General features: G+C 66.2%; 17 protein-coding genes. 10 read left to right on the plus strand and 7 right to left on the minus strand.

All coding sequences use genetic code 11. From position 1 onward, the window contains the following. Positions 1–153: 153 nt before the first annotated feature. Positions 154–2,049, plus strand: a complete 1,896-nt coding sequence (locus AUL36_RS02570) for an AsmA family protein (RefSeq protein WP_062217629.1) — start codon at positions 154–156, stop codon at positions 2,047–2,049. Positions 2,050–2,108: 59 nt separating this feature from the next. Then, positions 2,109–3,332 carry a hypothetical protein gene (locus tag AUL36_RS02575; protein ID WP_062217633.1) on the plus strand — a complete coding sequence of 408 codons (1,224 nt, stop codon included), beginning with the start codon at positions 2,109–2,111 and terminating at the stop codon, positions 3,330–3,332. Positions 3,333–3,395: 63 nt separating this feature from the next. On the opposite strand, the gene AUL36_RS02580 is transcribed toward AUL36_RS02575, so the two are convergent. The 6 genes from AUL36_RS02580 to AUL36_RS02605 all read right to left on the minus strand — a co-directional run bounded on the left by AUL36_RS02580 (position 3,396) and on the right by AUL36_RS02605 (position 8,986). After that, positions 3,396–4,217 carry an ABC transporter permease gene (locus tag AUL36_RS02580; RefSeq protein WP_058635056.1) on the minus strand — a complete coding sequence of 274 codons (822 nt, stop codon included), beginning with the start codon at positions 4,215–4,217 and terminating at the stop codon, positions 3,396–3,398. A 1-nt stretch (position 4,218) separates the two neighbouring features. Beyond that, positions 4,219–5,121: an ABC transporter permease subunit gene (locus AUL36_RS02585; protein WP_062217636.1), complete on the minus strand. Its 903-nt coding sequence runs from the start codon at positions 5,119–5,121 to the stop codon at positions 4,219–4,221. A gap of 11 nt (positions 5,122–5,132) precedes the next feature. After that, positions 5,133–6,284 (minus strand): ABC transporter ATP-binding protein, encoded by a 1,152-nt coding sequence (locus AUL36_RS02590; RefSeq protein ID WP_058600065.1) that lies wholly within the window; start codon positions 6,282–6,284, stop codon positions 5,133–5,135. Positions 6,285–6,426: 142 nt separating this feature from the next. Further along, positions 6,427–7,518: a polyamine ABC transporter substrate-binding protein gene (locus tag AUL36_RS02595; protein ID WP_058635053.1), complete on the minus strand. Its 1,092-nt coding sequence runs from the start codon at positions 7,516–7,518 to the stop codon at positions 6,427–6,429. Between the two features lie 113 nt (positions 7,519–7,631). Beyond that, positions 7,632–8,171: a GNAT family N-acetyltransferase gene (locus AUL36_RS02600; RefSeq protein ID WP_062217639.1), complete on the minus strand. Its 540-nt coding sequence runs from the start codon at positions 8,169–8,171 to the stop codon at positions 7,632–7,634. Next, complete coding sequence (locus AUL36_RS02605; RefSeq protein WP_082640281.1) at positions 8,168–8,986, minus strand: aspartyl/asparaginyl beta-hydroxylase domain-containing protein; 819 nt, start codon at positions 8,984–8,986, stop codon at positions 8,168–8,170. The genes AUL36_RS02600 and AUL36_RS02605 overlap by 4 nt, the downstream gene beginning before the upstream one ends. A 175-nt stretch (positions 8,987–9,161) precedes the next feature. Between AUL36_RS02605 and AUL36_RS02610 the strand changes: the two genes are divergently transcribed. The 8 genes from AUL36_RS02610 (at position 9,162) to AUL36_RS02645 (ending at position 21,748) form a co-directional block, all read left to right on the plus strand. Next, complete coding sequence (locus AUL36_RS02610) at positions 9,162–10,685, plus strand: glutamine synthetase family protein (RefSeq protein WP_244493421.1); 1,524 nt, start codon at positions 9,162–9,164, stop codon at positions 10,683–10,685. Positions 10,686–10,695: 10 nt separating this feature from the next. Next, positions 10,696–11,985, plus strand: coding sequence for an NAD(P)/FAD-dependent oxidoreductase (locus tag AUL36_RS02615; RefSeq protein ID WP_062217642.1), 1,290 nt, complete (start codon positions 10,696–10,698; stop codon positions 11,983–11,985). Positions 11,986–12,078: 93 nt separating this feature from the next. Then, positions 12,079–12,702, plus strand: coding sequence for a biliverdin-producing heme oxygenase (locus AUL36_RS02620; protein WP_210168840.1), 624 nt, complete (start codon positions 12,079–12,081; stop codon positions 12,700–12,702). Then, positions 12,699–15,299, plus strand: a complete 2,601-nt coding sequence (locus AUL36_RS02625) for an HWE histidine kinase domain-containing protein (protein WP_062217648.1) — start codon at positions 12,699–12,701, stop codon at positions 15,297–15,299. Before AUL36_RS02620 ends, AUL36_RS02625 begins: the two co-directional genes overlap by 4 nt. A 123-nt stretch (positions 15,300–15,422) precedes the next feature. Further along, complete coding sequence (gene zwf / locus AUL36_RS02630) at positions 15,423–16,901, plus strand: glucose-6-phosphate dehydrogenase (RefSeq protein ID WP_062217651.1); 1,479 nt, start codon at positions 15,423–15,425, stop codon at positions 16,899–16,901. Between the two features lie 8 nt (positions 16,902–16,909). Then, positions 16,910–17,611 (plus strand): 6-phosphogluconolactonase, encoded by a 702-nt coding sequence (gene pgl, locus AUL36_RS02635; RefSeq protein ID WP_062217654.1) that lies wholly within the window; start codon positions 16,910–16,912, stop codon positions 17,609–17,611. Between the two features lie 97 nt (positions 17,612–17,708). Continuing rightward, positions 17,709–19,526 carry a phosphogluconate dehydratase gene (gene edd / locus AUL36_RS02640; protein ID WP_058635049.1) on the plus strand — a complete coding sequence of 606 codons (1,818 nt, stop codon included), beginning with the start codon at positions 17,709–17,711 and terminating at the stop codon, positions 19,524–19,526. Between the two features lie 239 nt (positions 19,527–19,765). Then, positions 19,766–21,748, plus strand: a complete 1,983-nt coding sequence (locus AUL36_RS02645; protein WP_062217656.1) for a polysaccharide biosynthesis protein — start codon at positions 19,766–19,768, stop codon at positions 21,746–21,748. A 416-nt stretch (positions 21,749–22,164) separates the two neighbouring features. Here AUL36_RS02645 and AUL36_RS02650 read toward each other — a convergent pair whose 3' ends face one another. Further along, positions 22,165–24,285 (minus strand): GumC family protein, encoded by a 2,121-nt coding sequence (locus AUL36_RS02650; protein WP_062217659.1) that lies wholly within the window; start codon positions 24,283–24,285, stop codon positions 22,165–22,167. Between the last annotated feature and the right edge of the window lie 54 nt (positions 24,286–24,339).

Genomic DNA, 24,339 nt, shown 5'->3' on the forward strand with positions numbered 1-24,339 from the left:
CTGCCATGCGATCGGCGCAATCCACGGGCATTATAGAGAGGAAACGGTGGTTCCTCTCGGAGACGGCGCGACTTCGCCCTGTTCAAGCGTGGCCGCCAACTCTAGATAAGCTTGGCTGGCCATCGCGCGAGCCGAGTCTCGAAGGACCCCCGATTGAACGAACCCTTGCCCCCGGTGCCGCCCGCGACCGAAAGCCAATCGCGCGGGACAGGGCGGCGTGGCGTCTGGCCGTTGGCGATCGGGCTGGTCCTGTTGGCCATCACAGGGCTGGTTTTCGCCTTCTCCTCCCTGTCGCTGCAACTGGGCGACGCCCGCGAGGAGTTGGAAGCACGTCTGGCGCATCTGACCGGGCAGCCGATCCATGTGGACGGGGCCGTCTCCTTCGAGCTGCTGCCGCGCCCGACCGCCGTGCTCACCGATCTGCGGGCGCGCACCGGCGCAGGCGAACGGGCGCAACTTCTGACGGTGGACCGGGTGGAGGCGCGTTTCGCGCTGCTCCCCGCGCTTCTGGGGCGCGCCGAAATCCAGCGCATCGCCTTGGTGCGACCTGAATTGATGCCGGCCGGCGCGGATGCCGTGCCGGATCTGGCGCCGTCTGCCGCACGCAAGCCAAGACTCCCTCAAGTCGGAACACCCGGTGACATGCCGGTCGGTGCGGCCTCGCGGGACCTGCAACTCTTTCTCGTGCGCTTCGAAGGACTGCGGGAGATCGATATTCGCGACGGGCTGTTTCGCATTCCCGGCCGCACGGACAATCTCTCCAACGCCAATCTGACCTTCATCTGGCCGGGCGGCGAGAGCAGCGCCTTTCTGGCCGGCAGCGCCGTCTGGAACGGCCAGCCCGTTCATCTCGAAACCAAGATGGAGCGGCCCCTGCCCTTCACGAAGGGTGAGAGTTCGGCGCTGACGCTGGCGCTGTCCTCGCCCGCGCTGGACGTGTCTTTCGACGGCCAGGGCTCGGCGGGCGAGAGATTGAGCCTGACGGGCGCGCTGGGTCTGTCCACTCCCTCCCTGTCGCGGGCGGTGGACTGGATCGGCCGGGAGAATTCCGGTCTGCCGGATTTCGGCGCCTTCGCCATTCAGACGCAGATTCAACTGGTGGACGACCGGATCAGCCTCGGCTCCGCCTCGCTCGACGTCGGCGGCGACAAGGGGCGTGGCAGTCTGGAGGCGGTGCTGCCTCGGGGGGACAGCAAACCGCCCTCCGTTTCGGGAACGCTCGCCTTCCGCAAGCTCGATTTCGGCCGCTTCAGCCAAGCTATCGCGCCCAAGCCGCAGACGATCCTGGATCTTCAACGCCCGATCCACACGGACTTCCTGCGCAATCTCGATCTCGATTTGCGTCTTTCGGCCGAACAGGCCGATCTCGGCGAAACGGATGCGCGCGACGTCGCCGCGACGATCAAGGCCATGGGCGGCGTCGGGACGGTCGACATCGGCGACATGACGCTGCTCGGCGGGCGCGGAGATCTGCGCATCACGATCGACACGAATCAGGCGCGCCCCGACCTCACGCTGTCGGCCGGCCTTCGGGATGTGGACGTGTCCAACGTCGTGGCCCTCACCGACGGCGCCCCCATGCCATTGAGTTCGGGCCGGGGCGATCTGCAACTGACCCTGCGCGGACCGGCCACCAATTGGGGCGAGATCGCGCTCGCCTGCCGCACGGAGGCCAAGTTACGGGTGCGCGATGGCGAACTCGCAGGCATCGAGCGCGGCATGTTGGCGGCACCCGGCCCGCGCCCGATCGACCCCGCGACGGCAACACCCGAACCATTCCGTCGCGGCGAACTGGCCCTGGCGGGCGTCGGTCCGCATTTTCGCATCGACAAGCTGGCGATCGCCTTCGATAAGGGTGAGGCGAGCGCCACCGGCACGGTGGATTTGCGCAGCAGCCGGCTTTTGGTGCAGGGTCAATTCGACCCGGCCAAGGAAGAAGCGTCGGGCGTATCGAATTCGTTCACCATATCGAAACCGATCGGGTTCAAGTTGGACGGAGAATGGCCGAAGCCGACGCTGACCGTGAGCGCGTCGGACGGGCCGACCTGACGGAACCGCACCCCTCGATGAAGCGCGCGGCGTTCCGTCGATCCGGAGCGGAGCCGCAAATGTCTCGTCTGATCCCCCGCCTCGCCGCATTCGTTCTCGCTGGCTCGATGCTGTGCCCGATCGCCGCGTCGGCCGGCTCCGTCATCCGCATCGACGACGTGGCCACCGCCTCGCAGCCCAAGGGATCGGTCGCGGTCGCCAAGCTGCGCGCGCCGACCGCCGACCCGGCCGCCTGCGCCCGAGACTTCCACGCCCGGCTTAAATCCATCGCGGAAGGGCCGTTCCAAAGCGTCAAGGCCGCCTTGGCCGGCTCGCCCGAGTCCGCGCGCGCGTCGTCGCCCGGCGAAGGCGGCATGATCTTCCCGCCCAATGCCCGATCGCGCGGCACCGAGCAGACGGCCGCTCTTCGCGCCGCCATGGCGGCCGCCAAGGGTGTGAGCGGCGTCGCGCCGCGCGACGCCAATGCCAAATGGACGGCGACCCGCATTCGCGAAGACCTCGGCGACTTCCTGACACAAGGCCCCTCCCCCTATCTCTGCTCGGGCATCGAAGCCTATCTGACGACGCTCAAACGCTTCGCCTCGCAGGTTTCGGTCTCGCCAGATCGCCGCCAGCGCGTGTTGGAGACCGCGCAGGGCATGGCGCGCACGAGTCTGGCCGAGGCGCTTCTGGCGCTGCGCCCGGTTCCCGTGCCGACCGCAGCCCCCGAGGATCGTGGCGCGCCCGCTGAAAACGCGCCGGTTGCGCTTCAGGGCGAGCCGGGCGCGGCAAGCCAGACACCCATGGGCCCGCCCATGCTTGTGGCCGTGCGCGACACGGGCGCGACGCGTATTTCGGAAGGCGACGGGGTAGACCCCGACCTGCCGCCGCTGAAGGCCCCGCGCGAGCACAAGCTCGACTCATCCGCCGATGTCGGCGCTGCCGTCTCCGAACTCGGCCGCGCGATCCGCGAAGCCTCGACGTCGGTGAACACGGACGGCCACGTTCTGGACACCACCACGACCGCCAGCACCGCCGCGCTGATCGGCCCGACGCAGCCTGCGCGAGAGAAGAGCGCCTTGGAGGAATTGGCCGAGCTCAAGCCCTTCTTCGCGCCCGATGGCGGCTTCACGGGCGATGCGCGCCTGCGCCTGACGCTGATGGGCGCCCTGTCCGACCTCGAAGCGGTGGATCGGCTGATCGAGGTTTCGACTCTGCCGGAAGACCCGCTCGGTGCGGCCTTCGCCGCGACGTTCGACGCGATCGAAACGGCCCATGCCGAGAGCTGCCGCTGCAAGCTGTAAAGCCGACACGATCAAACGAAAAAGCCCCGCCAGCATCCGGCGGGGCTTTTTTGTATGGGCTTGTCAGATGTCCTGACTGGCGAGCCGCTCGTCGGCGCGCCGCCGTGTCTCCTGCCGCCGGTTGAACAGCGCGGCGAGGATGACGCCGAGGGCGACGACGGCGATCATGATCGTGGAGATGGCGTTGATCTCCGGCGTCACGCCGAGACGCACCTGGCTGTAGATGCGCATGGGCAGCGTCGTCGCGCCGGGGCCGGACGTGAAGCTCGCGATCACGAGATCGTCCAGCGAGAGCGTGAAGGCCAGCATCCAGCCCGCCGCGACGGCCGGCCAGATGACAGGCAAGGTGATGAGCAGGAAGGCCTTGGCAGGTGGGCAGCCCAGATCCTGCGCTGCCTCTTCCAGCGAACGGTCGAAGGACACGAGGCGCGACTGCACGACCACCGCGACGAAGCACATGGTCAGCGTCGTATGGGCGACCGTCACGGTCCAGAAGCCCCGGTCGAAATCGATCGCGACGAAGAGCAGGAGCAGCGACAGGCCGGTGATGACCTCAGGCATGACCAGCGGTGCGAAGACCATGCCCGAAAACAAGGTGCGCCCGACGAAGCGGGGATGGCGCACCAGCGCCATGGCGGCCAGCGTGCCGAGAATGGTGGCGAGCGTGGCCGAAAGCAGCGCCACGCGCAGCGTCACCCAGGCCGCATCCAGAAACAGCCGGTTGTTCAGGAGCGAGGCGTACCAGCGCGTCGAGAACCCGCCCCAGACCGTGACGAGCTGCGAGGCGTTGAAGGAATAGATCACCAGAAGCAGGATCGGCAGGTAGAGAAAGGCGAAGCCGAAAACCAGCGAAACCAGATTGAAGGTGGAGAAACCGCGCTTCATGTCAGCCCTGCCTCGCCTGGAGCCGCTGGAACAGCGTGATCGGCACGACCAGAACCAGAAGCAGCAGCACCGCGACCGCCGAGGCGACCGGCCAGTCGCGATTGGTGAAGAACTCGTCCCAGAGCGTCTTGCCGATCATCAGCGTCTGCGAGCCGCCCAAGAGATCGGGGATCACGAATTCGCCGACCGCCGGAATGAAGACGAGCAGCGCGCCGGCCAGAACGCCCGGCAGCGACAAGGGAAAGGTGACGCGCCAGAACGCGCCGAGCGGCGTGCAGCCGAGATCGCCCGCCGCCTCCAGAAGGCGCGGGTCGAGCCGCTCAAGGCTGGCATAGATCGGCAGAACCATGAAGGGCAGATAGGAATAGACGATGCCGATATAGACGGCGTTGTTGGTGTTGAGGATCGTGAGCGGCGTGTCGATGAGCCCGGTCCACAGCAGGAACTGGTTCAGATAGCCCTCGTTCCGCAGGATGCCGATCCAAGCATAGACGCGGATCAGAAAGCTCGTCCAGAAGGGCAGAACCGTCATCATCACCAGGACGGGCCGCAGCCCGCCCGGCGCGCGCGACATGGCATAGGCTAGGGGATAGGCGACCAGTAGCGTCAGCACGGTCGAGATCGCGGCGATCTTCAGGCTGGAGAGGTAGGCGTTCAGATAGAGCGGATCCTCCATCAGGAACTGATAGCTCTGCGTACCGAGTTTCTTCAGCGTCGCGACCAGACCCGACAGGCTGCTCCAGTCGAAGACCGGCAGATAGGGCGGCTGGGCGATCGCCGTTTCCGAGAGCGAAATCTTCAGGACGATGAAGAAGGGAACGAGAAACAGGACCAGCAGCCAGAGATAGGGAATGCCGATCACGGCTCCCTTCCACCAGTTCGGTCGCAGGATACGAGAGGCCATAGCTTCGCTCCTCACTGCACCAGAAGCACGCCGGCGTCGCGCTCGAAGGTGAGCCAGACCTCTTCCTCCCAGGCGATCTGCTCGTCCGCCACACGCGAGGCGTTGATGACCGTGGAGCGCACCAGCGCGCCGTTTTCGAGCTTCACGTTGAAGAGCGTGACATCGCCGAGATAGGCGATATCCCAGACGACGCCGCGCAGCGCATTGACGCCGATATCGCTCGGCGGGCGGCGCGACAGGCGCATCTTTTCAGGGCGCACGGCAAAGGCCGCGCTGTCACCGGGGGCGACCGTCGTGGCGCTTTCCGTCTCGATGACGCCGACATCGGTGGCAAGCCGCACCAGCCCACCCGAGCCGCTTTCCACCACGCCCTCGATCAAGGAAATATTGCCGACGAAATCGGCGACATAGCGCGAGTTCGGCGCCTCGTAGATCACGGCGGGCGTCGCCACCTGACAGAGCTTGCCGGCGCGCATCACGGCGATGCGGTCGGACATGGTCATCGCCTCTTCCTGGTCGTGCGTCACGATCACGAAGGTGAGGCCGAGTTCCTGCTGGAGGTCCATCAGCTCGAACTGGGTTTCCTCGCGCAGCTTCTTGTCGAGCGCGCCCAGCGGCTCGTCGAGAAGCAGAACCTTGGGCCGCTTGGCAAGCGAGCGGGCCAGCGCCACGCGCTGCTGCTGGCCGCCCGAAAGCTGCTGCGGCTTGCGCTTGCCATAGGCGTCCAGTTTCACGAGCTTCAGCATCTCGGCCACGCGGTCGCGAATCTCGCCCTTGGCCATGCCGTCCTGCTTGAGGCCGAAGGCGATGTTCTGTTCGACGCTCATGTGCGGGAACAGGGCGTAGGACTGGAACATCATGTTGAGCGGCCGGCGATAGGGCGGCACGCCCTTCAGGCTCTCGCCGCCCAGCCTGATATCGCCCGATGTCGGTTCCTCGAAGCCCGCGAGCATCCGCAGCAGCGTGGACTTGCCGCAGCCCGACGGCCCGAGCAGCGTGAAGAACTCGCGCGGATAGATCTTGAGGCTGAGATCGTCCACGGCGTTGAACGTGCCGAAGCGCTTGGAAATACGATCGAACTCGATCAGCGGCGTCGCTTTGGGGTCGTTCCACGGATCGAACGAGCGGCGAATATTGCCGAAAGCCTTGGGTGCCGTAGCCATTGTGAACCCCGAACTGCGCCCCGCGCCGACTTGTCTGAGAGAACGGCGCAGGAAGGGTTCTCCCCCTGCCCGCGCCGCTATGAATGATGGACAAGGGCCCGCATCACCGGCCCCCTTCTGCTTCGCCGGATCGCCCCGCAGCTTACTGCCCGGTTTTGACCGTGGTGAAGGCACGCGTCACCATGCGCTGGGCGCGGGCGTCATAGGGCTTCTTGACATAGAGCGTCTTCAGCGTCGCCTCGTCGGGATAGATCGAGGTGTCGTTCAGGATCGAGGGGTCGATGAACTTCTGCGAGGCGAGATTGCCATTGGCGTAGCTGACGAAATTCGTCGCCTTGGCCGCCACTTCCGGGCGCATCATGTAATTGATGAACTGGTGCGCGGCGTCCACATGCGGCGCGTCCTTGGGAATCGCCATCTGGTCGAACCACATCATCGTGCCCTCGTGGGGAATGAAATAGCCGATCTCGACGCCGCGCCCCGCCTCCTTGGCGCGGGAGCGGGCCTGGAACACGTCGCCCGAGAAGCCGACCGCCACGCAGATGTCGCCATTGGCGAGCGCGTTGATATATTCGGAGGAATGGAAGCGCCGGATATAGGGGCGCACCTTCATCAGCAGCGCCTCGGCCTTGCCGATGGATTCGGCGTCCGACGCGCTCGGGTCGAGGCCGAGATAGCTGAGGGCGGCCGGCATGATCTCGCCCGGCGCGTCCAGCATGTCGATGCCGCATTTCGACAGGGCTTCGGCGTTCTTCGGGTCGAAGACCAGCGCCCAGGAATTGAGCGGCGCGTCGGGCAGCAACTCCTTCACCTTCTGGATGTTGTAGCCGACGCCCGTCGTGCCCCACATATAGTTGACGGAATAGGCATTGTCCGGGTCGTAGGCAGCCACGCGCTCGGTCACCACCGGCCACATGTTGGACAGGTTCGGCAGCTTCGACTTATCGAGCTTCTGGAACACGCCGGCCTGGATCTGGCGCAGCATGTATTCGGCCGAGGGCACAACGACGTCATAGCCGCTGCCGCCGGCCAGAAGCCGCGTTTCCAGGATCTCGTTGGAATCGTACACGTCGTAGACGACGCGAATGCCGGTTTCCTTGGTGAAGTCGTCGATGATCGACGTGTCTATATAGTCCGACCAGTTGTAGACGTTGAGAACTTTTTCCTGCGCGGCGGCACCGCCTGCGGTCAGTGCGGCCAGAGCCAGTCCAAGGGACAGGGCGGTATGTCTCATCGGGTCGGACCTTTTCATGCGATCAAGGCAGCCACCTCGGCGGCGCGGCCAATATCGACAAGCCAGTCCGTGATTCCTAGCCCCTGTGCCGAATTTCGACGCTTGTCGCTTTTTCACGCAGCCGGGCTGGGCGCCAGCGGCGGCCGGATCATGTAGACCGCACCCTCGCCATAGGTCGCGAGCTTTTCCGGCTCGAGCGCCAGCGAGGGTGGGGCGAAGCCGAAACGGCTCCAGTAAGGTGCTGTCCCATAGACGGACACCAGCATGACGGGCATGACCGCGCCATCGGCGAGGCTCAGAACATGGGCAACGGCCGCGTCCGCCAGACGCCGGCCGCGCCAGTCCGGCAGGATCGCGACATCGTGGATGTAGAGAGCGTCGGCCTCAGGCAGAAGCGCGCCGAGCATTGTGTCGAGCGGGGGCGGCGCGCCGAGGGGGGCGGGATAGGCGAGTGCGTAGCCGACGATCCGCCCGTCCGGAAGGGCAGCCACGAGACAGCCTTCCGGGAACAGCGCCAGTCGGTCGTGATAGACGTGAGCCCCTTCCGGGAAGGTCGGATGCACGATATCGGCCACCGCCATGACATCGGCGACATCACCCGTTGTCATGGCTCGCCAGACGACCGCCAGCCCTGCCGCCGCCGCTTCGCTCATCTGTGCTTGCGCCCTTCGCCGTAGAACATCTTCTCCCAGGCCTTGTGTGCCTTGTAGCCCTCGCGAATGAAGGGCGTGAACATGGCAAGATTGAGCACCGCCTTGTTGGTGAGATTGGCGGGGAAGCGCAGCGGCTTCTCGAAATCCACGAAAAGCACCACGCGCACCTTGTCGGAATGATTCCAGGCCTCGTGCTCGTAGGCGTCGTCGAAGATCAACGCCTTGCCCTCTTCCCAATGGCAGGTCTGGTCCGACACGCGAATGCCGATCTTGTCGGGCTCGGGCGGCACGACGAGGCCGAGATGGAAGCGCAACACGCCATTATAGGGGCCGCGATGGGGCGGCAGATGCTTGCCCGGCTCGAAAATCGAGAACATGGCCGACTTCATGCCCGGAATTTTCTGGAGGATGCGCCAGGTCTCCGGGCATTGGCGGATCGCCTCTTCCGACTTGATGCCGTAGCCGCAGAGGAAGAAGGTCTTCCAGTTCTTGTCGGACGAGATCGAGCGCACTTCCGAGGAAATCTCGTGGAAGGCCGGCAGGTCGCCCTTGCGCACCAGAACCTTGTCCAGCTCTGCGCGGATCAGGTGCCACTCGCGCTCCACTTCGCGCGCCCAGGGGAAGGCGTCGGTCGGATAGACCGCCGGATTGCCGACCGCCGAATGCCTGAGATTGAGGCTTTCGGCTCCGTCCACGAGCTTCTGCACCATGCGCGCGGCCGTCCCGGCGCGCGACATCGTGTCTTCGAGGCCTTCGGTCTTCAGCTTCTGCTGGCTCGTATCGGTCATGCGCTTCACCGCGAACGCGGCCTCCATGCCCGCCACCTGGCGGCTGTGCTCTGAGATAGCAGCTTCGATGTCATTTCCATGACAAAACGCGCTGTGCCGTATCGAAACCCGCTTTTCCAGCGCCTTCTCGTGGTCAGGGGCGCTTTTCGGCCGGGTTGGAGCCCGCTATGGTCCAGCTATCGGAAATTCTGCGCAGGATCGCATGGCAGATCGCACACGGCCTCCCAAACCCGAGCAGGCGTTCCCGTCCAAGATCAAGCGGGACAAGCCCAAGCGCCGGACGACGGAACCCGCCGGAGCGGGCGGGCGCATCGGCCTGACGCGTCGCGAGCCGCAGCCCGAGCGGCCGCATTTTCTGGATGCGCGGCGCGGCGTGCGCTCCATGGCGGAAGCGGGCGAATGGCTGCGCGCGCGCGGCATCGAGGATGTCGAATGCATCACGCCCGATCTGGCCGGCGTGGCGCGCGGCAAGATGATGCCGGGCAAGAAGTTCACCGGCAACACCTCGCTGGCCCTGCCCTCGGCGCTGTTCATGCACACGATCTCGGGCGAATACCCGGACGAGACGGGCGAGTTCCGCTATTCGCCCAATGACGGCGACCTGAAGCTGGTGCCCGATCTCTCGACGCTTTCGGCCGTGCCCTGGGAAACCGATCCGACGGCGCAGGTCATCTGCGATCTCGTGGACACGGCGGGAGAGGCCGTGGCCTACACCCCGCGCAACGTGCTGAAGCGCGTCGTCTCGCTCTATCACGAGCGGGGCTGGACGCCGATCGTCGCGCCCGAGATCGAGTTCTATCTCGTCTCGAAGAATGTCGATCCCGACTATCCGCTGACCCCGCCCATCGGCCGCTCGGGCCGGCAGATTTCCGGCGGGCAGGCCTATTCGATCGGCGGCGTCAACGAATTCGACGAGCTGATCGACGACATCTACCACTTCTCGGACGCGCAAGGGCTGGAGATCGATACGCTGATCCACGAGGACGGCGCGGCCCAGCTCGAAATCAACCTGCGCCATGGCGATCCGGTCGAGCTGGCCGATCAGGTCTTCATGTTCAAGCGCACGATCCGCGAGGCGGCGCTCAAGCACGACATCTACGCCACCTTCATGGCCAAGCCGATCCAGGGCCAGCCGGGCTCGGCGCTGCATATCCACCAGTCGGTGGTGGACCGCAAACACGGACACAACGTCTTCTCGCTGAAGGATGGCGGCCCCTCGCCGCTCTTCTTCCACTTCCTGGGCGGAATGCAGCGCTACGTGCCGGCCGCGCTGGTGATGATGGCGCCCTATGTGAACTCCTACCGCCGGCTGACCCATGGCATGTCGGCCCCCACCAACAATGCCTGGGGCTACGACAACCGCACCACGGCGTTTCGCGTGCCGACCTCCGACGCCTCGTCCCGGCGCGTCGAAAACCGCCTGCCCTCCTCCGACACGAACCCCTATCTGGCGCTTGCCGCCTCGCTCGCCTGCGGCTGGCTCGGCATGGTCAACGGCGTCGAGCCCGACCAGCCCACCGACCGCACCGTCAACGAGGACGGCGTGATCTCGCTGCCGCGCGGTCTTCTGGAGGCGGTCGCCGCCTTCGAGGCGGAGGAAGCGTTCCACGACGTGTTCAGCCGCGAATTCGTCGGCACCTATGCCGGGATCAAGCGCGGCGAGTTCGAAACCTTCATGCAGGTGATCAGCCCCTGGGAACGCGAATTCCTTCTCCTCAATGTCTAAGGGGGCCTCGATGAGCGCGCCCTATCAGTCCCCCATTTCACCCGGCCGCTCGTGGTACGAGGACTCAGTGGGCGAGCGCCCGCGCTATGCCCGGCTCGACGGCTCGCTCGACGTCGATACCCTGATCGTCGGCGGCGGCTTCACGGGCCTGTCGGCGGCGCTGCATCTGGCCGAGCGCGGCGTCAGCGTCGCGCTTCTGGAGGCAGCCAGGCTGGGCGACGGCGCCTCCGGGCGTAATGGCGGCCAGTTCGGCACGGGCCAGCGGCAATGGCCGGAAGATCTCGAAGCGGACATCGGGCTGGAGCGCTCGCGCCAGCTTTTCCAGATGGCGGAGGACGCCAAGGCCCATCTCCACGAGATGATGGCGACGCGCGGCATCGAAGCCGACTATCGCCCCGGCCAGCTCTCGCTGGTTCATAAAAGGCGCTATATCGAAAGCTACCGCCGCCACGCCGACATCCTGGCCGAGCGCTACGACTATCCCCACGCGCGCTTTCTGGACCGCACCGAGACGGCCGAGCGGCTCGGCTCGCCGGCCTATCACGCCGGCCTTCTCGACACGGGTACGGGCCATCTCCACCCGATGAAGCTGCTGGTCGGCACGGGCCGGGCGGCCGCACGCGCCGGCGCGCGTCTCTTCGAGGAGACGCCGGTGACGAAGATCACCCATCAGGGCGGGCGGATTGAAGCGGAAACGCCCTTCGGCACGGTGCGCGCGGCGCGCGCGCTTCTGGCCGTCAACGCGCATGGCGGCAAACTCGACCGGGGCAATGCCGCTCATGTCATGCCGATCCGCTCCTTTATTGCCGCAACGGAGCCTCTGGCCGAGCCGGGCCGCATCCTGCCCGGAAACGAGGCCGCCGACGATTCCCGCTTCGTCGTGCGCTATTTCCGCAAGACGCCGGACAACCGCCTCCTGTTCGGCGGCCGGGAAGCCTATTCCTCTGCGGAAGGGGATATCGTTAGCCAGATACGAAAACAGGTCCGATCCATCTGGCCTCATTTGGCCGATGTCCGGTTCACCCATGGCTGGGGCGGGTCGGTCGGCGTCACCCTGCCGCGCATGCCCTATGTCGCAAGTCCGCAGCCCGGACTGACCGTGATCGGCGGGTTCTCGGGCCATGGCGTGCTTCTTTCGCATTACACAGGCCGGCTTTATGCCGAAAGGGTGCTGGGCAACCAGGATCGGTTGGCCGAGTTGGAGGCGCTGCGCATTCCCGCCTTTCCGGGTGGAACCGCCCTTCGCGCGCCGCTCCTGTTCCTCGCTATGACGTGGTACGCGTTGCGCGATCGTTTTTGACGAGATGCGCTTGTGTCTTGCACCAGACAACAGTTCGCTCCAAGTACAGTAAAACTGACGCGGCTTTGGTCGCCCCTGTTTCGAGGACGAGCCTTGCCGAGCGAAGCGACCCGTGATGCCTGTGCAACGGAGCCGACATCCGCCCCGCGGTTGCGAGATCGCCTGCGCGCGGAAACACGCGCCGCGCACGAAGCGCTCGACGCCGAGTTCGCCGACATGCTGCAACCGGGCGCCGAGGGTCTTTATGCCCGCTTCCTTCTGACGAACCGTGCCGGCCATGCGGCGCTGGAGCCCGCACTTCTGGCCAGCCCTCTCGCGCAGATGCGCGACGGCGCATGGCAGGTCGATGGGCGGCTCGACGCGCTGGAGGCCGATTGCACGGCGCTGCGCCTGCCCGCATGGTCCGGCCCCGCCTTCGCGGTGCAGAATCCAAACCTGTTCGAAGCGCTGGGCATGGCCTATGTCCTGGAAGGGTCGCGCCTGGGCGCGGGGTTCCTCTTGAAGGCCTTGCGCCGGCAGGCTCCGGGTGCCGATCGGCCGGTCCACTATCTCGAAGCCTCCAGCGATCCCGAGCCGTTTCGCCGCCTGCTGGCCTTGATGAACGCGCAATCGCCATCCACGGACGAGGCCGACAGCACGATCGAGGCGGCCAACCGCACCTTTCGCCATTTCCGCGCTCTGGCCGAGGGCGCACGGACCAGGATGACGATCTCTTGAGCAATCTCAGAGCCCCGCGGGACCACGAGGTCGATCTGACCAATTGCGATCGCGAGCCGATCCAATTCCTGGGCTGCATCCAGAATTTCGGCTTTCTGGTCGGCGCGTCGATGGATTGGCTGATCGAACGCGTATCGGCCAATCTGCCCGCCTTCGTGGACCGCGAGCCGGACGCGCTTCTGGGCGAGCCGCTTCTCTCGCTGTTCCCCGAGACGTCGGTTCATGCCATTCGGGGCCGGCTTCAGATCCTCTCGTCCAGCGATGGTGTGGAGCGCCTGTTCGGCTTCGACCTGTTCAGCGACGGGCGCACCTTCGACGTGGCGATCCACGTGTCCAGCGGAACGATCGTGATCGAGGCCGAGCCCGCGACGCGCGCCTCCGGCATCAATCCCGGCGCGCTCATCAAGAGCATGATCTCGCGCGTCCAACGCACCGAGGGGCTCGAAGGGCTTTACCGCGAATGCGTGCGCCAGTTGCGCGGCATCACCGGCTTCGACCGCGTGATGCTCTATCGCTTCGCCTCGTCCGGCGCGGGCTCGGTGGTGGCCGAATCCGTGCGCTCGGGCCTCGGCTCGTTTCTGGGCCTCAACTATCCGGCCGCCGACATTCCGGTTCAGGCCCGGCGTCTCTACGTCCAGAACCAGATCCGCATCATCGCCGATGTCGGCGCGGTGCCGGTGCCGGTGCTGCCCGAGCTCGATCCGCACGGGCGCCCGCTGGACCTCTCCCTCTCGGTTCTGCGCAGCGTTTCGCCCATCCATATCGAATATCTTTCCAACATGGGGGTCTCCGCCTCCATGTCGATTTCGATCGTGATCGACGGCAAGCTTTGGGGCCTGTTCGCGCTCCATCACTACGCCCCGCGCTATCTCACCATGGAAATCCGCAGCGCGACCGAGCTGTTCGGGCAGATGGTGGCGCTGATCATCGACGGGCGTCTCTACAAGGAGGCCAAGCGGATCGACGAAGTGGCGCGCGATCTGCACGACCGCTTCATCGCCAAGCTCGTCGCCGCCTCGCCCTCGCTGGAGACGATCTCGGATTTCGCCGAGGACATGCGCGAGATGGTGCCCTGCGACGGCTTCGTCGTCTGGGCCAAGGGCGAAGAGAAGACCCACGGCACCGGCCTGTCGCGCGAGGAATTGCAGTCCCTGACGCGCTTTCTCAACCGCGCGGGGTCGGGGCGCATCTATGCCACCGACGAGCTTTCGACCTTCCATCCGCCGGCCGCCGACTACAGGAGCCGCGTGTCCGGCGTTCTGGCCATTCCGATTTCGCGCTCGCCGCGCGACTATATCCTCTTCTTCCGCCGCGAGATCGTGCAGACCGTGAACTGGGCCGGCGATCCCAAGACCAAGGAGCGGATGATCGGGCCGAACGGCGCGCGGCTGACCCCGCGCAAGAGCTTCGAGGCCTGGAAGGAAACCGTGGTCGGCAAGTCGCTGCCCTGGACCGAGAGCGAGCTGAGGGCGGGCGAATCCCTGCGCGTCTCGATTCTGGAAGTGCTCCTGCGCTTCAACGAGGAAAGCGAGCGCCAGCAGCATCTGGCCGCCCAGCGCCAGGAACTGCTGATCGCCGAATTGAACCACCGGGTGCGCAACATTCTCAGTCTGATCCGCGCGCTGGTGGTTCAGTCCAAGCCGAGTGCGGCGGATGTGGACAGTTTCGCCCGCATCATCGGCGGGCGCATCCAGGCGCTGGCCCGCGCCCACGACCAGATCACCAGCGAGCAGTTCTCCTCCACGTCCCTTCAGGACATCGTGCGTACGGAGGTGATGGCCTATATCGGCGCCAAGCAGGATCGCGTGCATCTGGAAGGGCCGGACGTCTATGTCGAGGCCATGGCCTTCTCGACGCTGGCCCTCGTGTTTCATGAGCTTGTCACCAATTCCGCCAAATATGGCGCGCTCTCCGACTCCTCGGGCAGCGTGCGCGTGATCTGGCGGATCGGGGAGGACGGGGCCTGCCATATCGAATGGATCGAGAACGGTGGCCCGCCCGTGCCCGCGCCCAAACGGCGCGGCTTCGGCTCCACCATCATCGAGCGCTCGATCCCGCACGATCTCGGTGGCGAGGCCGAACTGGATTTCCGCCTGTCGGGCCTGCGCGCGCGCTTCCGCCTGCCGTCGCAGGTGTTTCATCTCGTGGCCATCGCCCCGCTCCCGTCCTCCGCCGCCGCCGCATCCAAGGAGCCCGTGACCATGTCGTCCGCGTCCAACCTCGACAGTCTTGAAGGTCTTCGCGCCTTGATGGTCGAGGACAACATGATCATCTCGCTCGATGCCGAGCAGCTCCTGATGGATCATGGGGCGTTGGAGGTGCACGGCGCGGCGAGCGTGGCGGACGCGCGCAAGATCCTCGATATTCACGAGGTCGATGTGGCGCTGCTCGACGTCAATCTCGGTAGCGAGACCAGCTTCGCCCTCGTGCCCGACCTCACACGCCGCAAGATCCCCTTCGTGTTCGTCACCGGCTATGGCGAACAAATCGAATTGCCCGAGGACGCAGCCAAGGCTGGCACCATCAAGAAGCCGTTTGATGCGCGCGAACTGGTGCAGGCCATCGCCCATGCCGTCACCAGGGCAAGAAACGGATGAACCGTTCGTCGCGACCAGATCGTCCTCCCGGACGGCCCGGCTCGGCTTTTCTTGTTAAATCGATTAGATTATAGCCTGTCCGAGGCCGCGACCGGCGGGCGCCCTTGAGGAGATGTCGATTTCGTGTCCAGCCAGATCATTCCTGTCGAGATCTTCGACTACATCGTCTTTGGCGGCAACGGCGATCTCGCCGAACGTAAGCTCCTGCCCGCCCTCTATCATCGCGACCTCGACGGGCAGATTCCGCTAGGGGCTCGAATCATCGGCGCATCGCGCACCGCGCTGTCGGACGAGGCCTATCGCGACTTCGCCCGCAAGGCGCTGGACTCCTTCGTCGCTGCAGGGGACCGCAACCCGGAGGCGGTCGAGCGCTTCCTGTCGCGCCTCTTCTACCGTCAGGTGGACGTGAAGGGCGATACGGGCTGGGCCGAGCTGAAGTCGCTTCTGGACGAAGCCGAAGACAATCGTATCCGCGCCTTCTACATGGCGGTCAGCCCCTCGCTCTTCGCCGACATCGCCTCGCATATCAATACGCTGGGCCTGTCCAACGACCGTACGCGCCTCGTGGTCGAAAAGCCGGTCGGGCGTGACCTCGAGTCCGCCAAGCGCCTGAACGCGCTGATCGGCGAGCATTTCCGCGAAGATCAGGTCTTCCGCATCGACCATTATCTCGGCAAGGAAACCGTGCAGAACCTCATGGCTCTGCGCTTTGCCAACATGCTCTACGAGCCGCTCTGGAACTCGGCCTTCGTGGACCACGTGCAGATCACGGTCGCCGAAAGCGTCGGCCTGGAAGGGCGCGCGGGCTATTACAACACCGCCGGCGCCATGCGCGACATGGTGCAGAACCACATTCTCCAGCTCGTCTGCCTCGTGGCGCTGGAGCCGCCTTCGGCTATGGACGCCGACGCGCTGCGCGACGAGAAGCTGAAAATCCTGCGCTCGCTCAAGCGCATCGACGCCAGCAACGTCGAACATGTCACCGTGCGCGGCCAGTACAAGGCCGGTGCGTCCAATGGTGGCGCGGTGAAAGGCTATCTGGAAGACCTCGGCGAGCCGACCAGCGACACCGAGACTTTCGTCGCCATTAAGGCCGAAATCAACAATTGGCGCTGGGCCGGCGTGCCCTTCTATATCCGCACGGGCAAGCGCCTGTCGGAGCGCATGAGCGAGATCGTCGTGACCTTCCGCCCGATCCCGCATTCGATCTTCGACAACGCCGCCGGTCACGTCCAACAGAACCAGCTCGTCATGCGCCTTCAGCCCAACGAAGGCGTGAAGCAATGGCTGATGATCAAGGACCCCGGCCCCGGCGGCATGCGCTTGCGCCATGTCCCGCTGGACATGACCTTCGCCGAGAGCTTCCATGTCCGCAATCCGGACGCCTATGAGCGCCTTCTCATGGACGTGATCCGGGGCAACCAGACGCTGTTCATGCGCCGCGACGAGGTCGAGGCCGCGTGGGAATGGGTCGACCCCATCCTCAAGGCCTGGGAAGAGCGCAGCATGAAGCCGCAGGGCTACACCTCGGGCACCTGGGGTCCGTCCTCCTCGATCGCTCTGATCGAGCGTGACGGGCGCACCTGGCACGAGCCGGATTGAGCGGGGCCATGACGATCAAACGTCACGACTATCCCACGCGCGACGCGCTGGCCGAGGCTTTGGCCGGCGGCATCGCGGCGGTTCTGGCCGGCGGCATCGCCACGCAGGGTTCGGCGGTTCTCGCCGTGTCCGGCGGCTCGACGCCCAAGCTCTTGTTCCGCCATCTTTCCGCGACCGACATCGACTGGTCCAAGGTCACCGTCATCCTCGTGGACGAGCGCTGGGTGCCCGAAACCTCCGATCGGTCCAACGCGGCCCTCGTGCGGGACAATCTCCTGCGCGACCGGGCGGCGGTGGCGCATCTCGAGCCCTTCTATATCGAGGGGCTGGACGCGCTGGAGGCGGTGGGCGAACTGTCGCAGAAGTTCGGCGCGTTCCAGCGCCCCTTCGACGTCGTGATCCTCGGCATGGGCACGGACGGCCACACGGCCTCCTTCTTCCCCGGCGGCAACCGTCTGGCGGCGGCGATCGACCCGGCCAACCCGGACGCGGTGATCGCCATCGAGGCGCCCGGCGCGGGCGAGCCTCGCATCACCTTGACGCTCTCCCGGCTTGCCGACGCGCGTTTCCTGGCGCTTCATATCGAGGGTGAGGAAAAGCAGGTGGTGCTGGAGCGCGCCCTGGAGAATGGCCCGGTCGAGGACATGCCGGTGCGCGCCATGCTGCGAGCGCCGCGCCAAGAGCCGATCCAGGTCTTCTGGGCTCCCTGAAGAGCCGATCCTTGCCTGGTGCGGGGTCCGCGCCGGGCCGTTCGTTCCGGGCCGACGCTTGAAACAAGCGCCGGCCCCTACCCAGTGAGGTGACGTCATGGCCGCCATTGCCCGCATCGAGGAGATCACGGCTCGTATCCGCGAGCGGTCCGCGCCGACGCGCGAGCCCTATCTCGCGCGCATCGAGGCCAAGGGCGCGGCTGGCCCCCGGCGCAACCGCTTGCATTGCGGCAATCTCGCCCATGGTTTCGCCGCCTGCGGGCCGACCGACAAGGAGCGCCTGACCGGCAGCGAGACGCTGAACCTCGGCATCATCACCGCCTATAACGACATGCTCTCGGCCCACCAGCCCTACGAGACCTACCCTGAGATGATCCGCCAGACGGCGCGAGAGATGGGCGCGACGGCGCAGGTCGCGGGGGGCGTTCCCGCCATGTGCGACGGCGTCACGCAGGGTCAGACGGGCATGGAACTGTCGCTCTTCTCGCGCGACATCATCGCCATGTCGGCCGCCGTCGGCCTCAGCCACGACATGTATGACGCCGCCGTCTATCTCGGCGTCTGCGACAAGATCGTGCCGGGCCTCGCCATCGCCGCCCTGACCTTCGGCCATCTGCCAGCGATCTTCGTGCCGGCCGGCCCGATGACGACGGGCCTGCCGAACGACGAGAAGACCCGTATCCGCCAGCTCTACGCCGAGGGCAAGGTCGGGCGCGACGCGCTGCTGGAAGCCGAGTCCAAGAGCTATCACGGGCCGGGCACCTGCACCTTCTACGGCACGGCCAATTCCAATCAGATGCTGATGGAAATCATGGGCCTGCACACGCCGGGCTCGTCCTTCGTCAATCCGGGCACGCCGCTGCGCGACGCGCTGACCCGCGAGGCGACGCGCCGTGCCCTCTCGATCACCGCGCTCGGCAATGAATACACGCCCGCCGGCCTCGTGGTGGACGAGCGCGCCGTGGTCAACGGCGTCATCGGCCTTCATGCCACCGGCGGCTCGACCAACCACACGATGCATCTCGTCGCCATCGCCGCGGCGGCCGGCATCCAGCTGACCTGGGCCGATATCTCGGAACTTTCCGACCTCACGCCGCTGCTCGCCCGCGTGTATCCGAATGGTTCGGCCGACGTGAACCATTTCCAGGCGGCCGGCGGCATGGGCTACCTGATCCAGGAACTCCTGAAACATGGCCTCCTGCATGACGACGTGCGCACGGCCTGGGGCACGGGCCTCGGTGGCTACACCGTCGAAGCGCGGCTGGGCGAGGACGGGCATTCGGTGATCCGCGTGCCGGCCCCCGAGCACAGCCACGACCCCAAGGTTCTGACGACGCCCGAGCAGCCCTTCGCGCCCAATGGCGGCTTGAAGATGCTGGACGGCAATATGGGCAAGGCCGTGATCAAGGTCTCGGCCGTGAAGCCCGAGCGCCGCGTGGTGGAAGCGCCGGCCCGCGTGTTCCACGACCAGGACGATCTCCAGCGCGCCTTCAAGGCGGGCGAGCTGACGGGCGATTTCATCGCTGTCGTGCGCTTCCAGGGGCCGAAGTCGAACGGAATGCCCGAGCTTCACAAGCTGACGCCCTCGCTCGGCGTGCTGCAGGATCGCGGGCAGAAGGTCGCGCTGGTGACGGACGGGCGCATGTCCGGGGCCTCGGGCAAGATTCCGGCCGCCATCCATGTGACGCCGGAAGCGGCCGAGGGCGGCGCGATCGGGCGCATCCGCGACGGCGACATGATCCGTCTGGACGGCGAAACCGGCGCGCTGGAAGTTCTGGTGGATGCCGCCGAATTCGGCGCACGGCCGCTCGCGGAAGCCGATCTCTCGGCCAACGAGTTCGGTCTCGGGCGCGAGCTGTTCGCCGTGTTCCGCCGCGCGGTCGGCCCGGCCGACCGGGGCGCCAGCGTTTTTTAACCGCCCCATCGGGCGTTCCCCACAAGCATCCGCCGGGCGATTTCCTCTTTCGCCGGCAATAGGCTAGACGAAGGCTCGAAGCGTCAGGCTAGGCTCTTCCGGAGCCCGCCTTACGCGCTCGGGCCTTTGTCGCGTCCGGGCATAAGAAGGCAAGGCTTGCGGGACCGGACGTGTGCGCCGCCCCGCAGGCGCGAGGCGGGAGCGATCTCCGCTTCGAGAAGAGATTGGGCTCATTCGGCATGTCGCGTTCGTCCCGCATCAAGCTCCCGCGCGGATCGCTCCGTTCGTTCGGCATCGTGCATGACGTGGTGGTGGCCGCGCTCGCCATCAGCCTCTCGCTGACGCTGGCCTTCGATTCCTACGCGCTGACCCATTCCTGGCAGATCTGGGCGATGATCGGCGGCTTCACGGCGCTCTCGGCCGCGATGTTCCCGCTCTTCTCGCTCAACAGCGGCGCGTGGCGCTATGCCTCGCTGCTCGACGTCGTGTCGATCGTGAAGGCGGCGACGGCGATCAACGTCGTCTTCCTGATCGCCAATTTCATCCTGTTCCGAGGCGAGTATTTCCCGCGTTCGGCCTTCATCATGACCTGGTTCATCATGATCGTCGGTCTCGGCGGCCCGCGCCTCGCCTACCGGCTCTACAAGGAGCGCGGCCTGTCGGAGCGCTTCTTCGAGACGGCTTCGGCGCGCGAGCGCCCGCAACATATCCTGCTCTACGGCTTTTCCGACAATGCCGATCTCTTCATTCGCAACGCGCGCCGCTCGCATCACAGCCCGCATATCGTCGGCCTGATCGATCCGCTCGCCAAGAATCGCCGCCGCCAGTTGCACGGGCTGCGCGTACTCGGCGCGCTGGACGATCTGCCCGATGTCGTGCAGCAGGCCGAGCATGGCGCGACGCCGATCACGCAGATCATCGTCACGCAGACCAACATCTCTCCCGCCGATCTCTCCCGCGTGGTGGAGAGTGCCGCCCCGTTCCAGATCGCGGTGAAGCGCCTGCCGGATATTTCCCGCGCGGGCGGCGTCGATGCCGACAAGCCGATCGAGGCTCTGCCCGTCTCGCTGGAAGACCTTCTCGGGCGCACCGAAGTCGAGCTCGACACGGCGGAAGTGGCGCGGCTCATTCGCGGCCGCTGCATCGCCGTGACCGGCGCGGGCGGCTCGATCGGCTCGGAACTCGTCAACCAGATCGCCGCCTTCGCGCCGGGGCGTCTGATCCTGGTGGATGCCAACGAGTTCAATCTTTACTCCATCGGCAAGCGCATGGAGGTCCACCACCCCAGCGTCGAGGTGGTGGAGCGGATCGTGGATGTCCGGCAGGCCGACCGCGTGTCGCGCCTCTTTGCGGAATGGCGGCCGGAGGTCATCTTTCACGCCGCCGCGCTGAAACATGTCCCGATCGTCGAGGACAATCCGCTGGAGGGGATCGAGACCAATCTCCTGGGCTCGCGCAATGTCGCGAACGCGGCGCTCAGCTGCGGCGCGACGGCCTTCGTCATGGTTTCCACCGATAAGGCGGTGAATCCGACCAATGTCATGGGCGCGACCAAGCGCGCGGCGGAAGCCTATTGCCAGGCGCTCGACCTTGCGGGCTCGGGCACACGCTTCATGACCGTGCGCTTCGGCAATGTCATGGGCTCGGCGGGTTCGGTGATCCCGCTGTTTCAGGCGCAGCTATCGCGCGGCGGGCCGCTGACCGTGACCCATCCCGACATCACGCGCTTTTTCATGACGATTCCCGAAGCCTCCCGCCTCATTCTCCACGCCGCCGGCCACGGGCTCGGCGCGGGCGCGGCCGAGGGACAGATTTTCGTTCTCGACATGGGCGAGCCCATCCGCATCACGGAACTCGCCGAGCGGCTGATCCAGCTGGCGGGCCTGCGCCCGCATGTCGATGTCGCGATCCGCTACACCGGCCTGCGCAAGGGCGAGAAGCTCTATGAGGAACTTTTCGGCGAAGGCGAAACGCGCGAGCGCACGGGCCGCGCGGGGCTTTTGATCGCCCGTTCGCGCGTCAGCGATCTCGACCTCCTGCGGCATCGCTTCGCTCAAGCTGAAGAGGCCGTGCGCGCGGGCGACGCGGCGCGAGCCGTCGCGGTTCTGCGCCAGATCGTGCCGGAGTTCACGCCCTTGTCGGAGCTTCCCCCCGCCGCCATCGAAGGCCACGCGACGCGGCGTCTGGCCTCTCTCGATGCGCCAACGCCGGCGGGAGATTGAGGCGGCTGTCAGTCGCGGCCCCCGCGTCCCGATCGGTCGGGGCGCTCGTCCCAAAGCGACGACGAAACGTGCGGGGCTGACTGCGAAGCGAGCGCCGAGCGCTTGATTCTCCAAAGGGCCGGGCAGCTCCGAAACATTCGGGATCAGTTTGCCGCGTCCCCTGCTCCGATCCTTGCCTCGCCGCTGTGCGCGGGACAGGCTCCCCTCGTCTCCCCGTCCGAACCGAAGGTGTTCGAGGCGCTTCGCGCACAGATGCTCTCGAGATCAGCGGCAGGTCTGCGAGATGCCTGCCTCGGGTCTTCCGGCAGCGTCGAAACGATCCCTACGACCCTATGCGATGACGCCCGACGATGCGCGGAAGCGCTTATCGTCGGGCGTCATTGCGGAACAGAAGGGAAGCGACGCGGAACAGGCCCTTAGGACGAGGGCTGAACCAGGAGGCTTCGACGCTGGCGCGCGGCGGTCATCGTCAGGCTGATGCGCTCGCGAGCGGTTTCCTCGACCGTGGGCGGGTTGGCGGGCTCGTTGGGCTGGGCCAGCTCGGAGAGGTCATCGAGACGCTTGGACGCTTCATCGAAGCCGGACGGGGCGGCGTCGAGACTCGGCGCGTCCAGTTCCTCGGCCGGCTGGAAGCGGCGCACGCCGGAGCGGCGAAGGCCGATGGCGCGGATCCGCTCGCGCAGTTCGGCCCGGCGGCGGTCGAGGTCGCCCTCGTTCAGGTCGAACTCCGGGTCGCTCGGCGCATGGACGGCGTGTTCGTGTTCGTCCTCGAATGCTTCGTGATCGCCCTTGAACTCGTCCTGTTCCCGCGCTGTCCGAGCCGTCTCGAATTCGGATTCATCGCCGGGTTCGTCGCCCGCATCGCGGATCGATGCGCGAGGCGCTTCATCTTCGGCATCGACTGGCGAGACGACGGACGGCTCCTGAGCGCGGCGGATCGGCTCGTGCGCTTCCGCCTCGGCGGCGGAGCCGCGCAGCGACCAGTCTGCGGCGGCGGGTATCGGGGCCTCGGCACGGCGCAGGGTGAAACCTTCGCCCAAACGCTCCGTCTCGCCCCGTTCGTCCTCCGTGCGGCGCGCGCTGCCAGCCCCGCCCCGCAGAATGGAGAGCATGGCGCCGAGCGCGGCCAGCATGATGCCGACGCCGAGCCCAGCGACACCACCGGCCGCCATGACGATGCGGCGCGACAGGCTGGAGGGCTGAAGCGGGACCGTCGCCTCGGAGATCACGCGCACATTGGCGGTGTTCAGGCTTTCCTGCTCGCTGGTCTGGCGCGTGCGCAGGAGATAGGCCTCGTAGACCGCGCGGGAGGCATCGACCTCGCGCTCCAGCTCGCGAAGCTTCACGAAGGAACTGCTGGTCTCGATCTGGCGCGAGCGCAGCGTGTCGATCTGACGGCTCAGATCGGCTTCGGTGTCGCGGGCGCGGGCAAGCTCCGTCTGCGCCGAGGCGACGATGCGGCCGAGCTCGTTCTGGATCGCGCGGCGCGCCGCCGTCACGGCTTCGTCCGCCCCGATGCGCTGGGGATGGCGGGGCCCGAGGCGCGTGGCGAGAACGGCGGCGCTCTGCGTGGCTTCGGTATAGGCCTGGCGCAGGCGTTGCAGCGTTTCGGAGTTGAGCCCTTCGGGGAAGGAGCCCTCCACCACGTCGCTGACGCTGGCGCGGCGCAGCGACTGGGCGCGCACGTCGAGCGTGGTGATCTGGGCGCGCACATCGGCCAGTTGGCTGTTGATGCGCGTGATGTAGTCGTCGTCGATCAGCCGGCCGCCGACGCCGACGAGCTTGTTGTCGGCCTTGTAGGCTTCCACCGCATCTTCGGCGGCGACGACGCGCTGGCGCAGCTCGGCAAGGCGCGAGGACAAGGCCGTGGTCGCGCGCCGCGCGAGTTCCGACTGGGCGCGGCCCTGCTCGGCGATGAAATTCTCGGTGATCAGATTGGCGAGACGCGCCGCCTTGTCGGGGTCCTCGGAGGTCACCGACAGGTTGATCACGAAACTATTGGCGTTGCGCACGGCCTTCACGTGCTTGGCGAGGTTCGCGATCGTCAAAAGCTGGCGATCGCGGATCACCGCGTCCTCGTTGGACGAGAGGAAGGCGTTCACAAGGCTGGTGACGCCCGAAAACAGGCTCTCGCGCGTGCCGTTGAACTCGGGATCGGCGGTGAGGCCTGCCTGCGAGACGACGCGCTCCAGAACCGAATTCGAGGTCATCACCGCGATCTGGCTTTCCACCAGCGCCAGCGTCCCGTCCGTGCTCATGCCCGTCTGGGACGAGGTCACGTCGTTCTGCACGATGTTGAGATCGCGCGGATCGAGCACGAGCTGGGCGATGCCGGTATAGGCTTTGGGCGTGGAATAGGCGTAGGCGCCGGCCAACCCCACGCCGAGCACGGTCGCCAGAACGATGAAGCCGCGCCGCTGCCAGATGCCGTTTGCCAGAGCGGCGGGATCGAACAGGGACGTCTGCCCGTCGGCACCCGACCGGCGCGGCCGTTCGTCCGCGAAGACGCTCTCAGCTTGGGTGTCGGAATGGAACATCCGGATGGGCCTGTTCTCAACGAGGACGGTTTGGCCAAACCTCCCCGAATATGG

Origin of the sequence: Aureimonas sp. D3, assembly GCF_001463805.1 — a bacterium.
Lineage (GTDB): Bacteria > Pseudomonadota > Alphaproteobacteria > Rhizobiales > Rhizobiaceae > Aureimonas > Aureimonas ureilytica_A.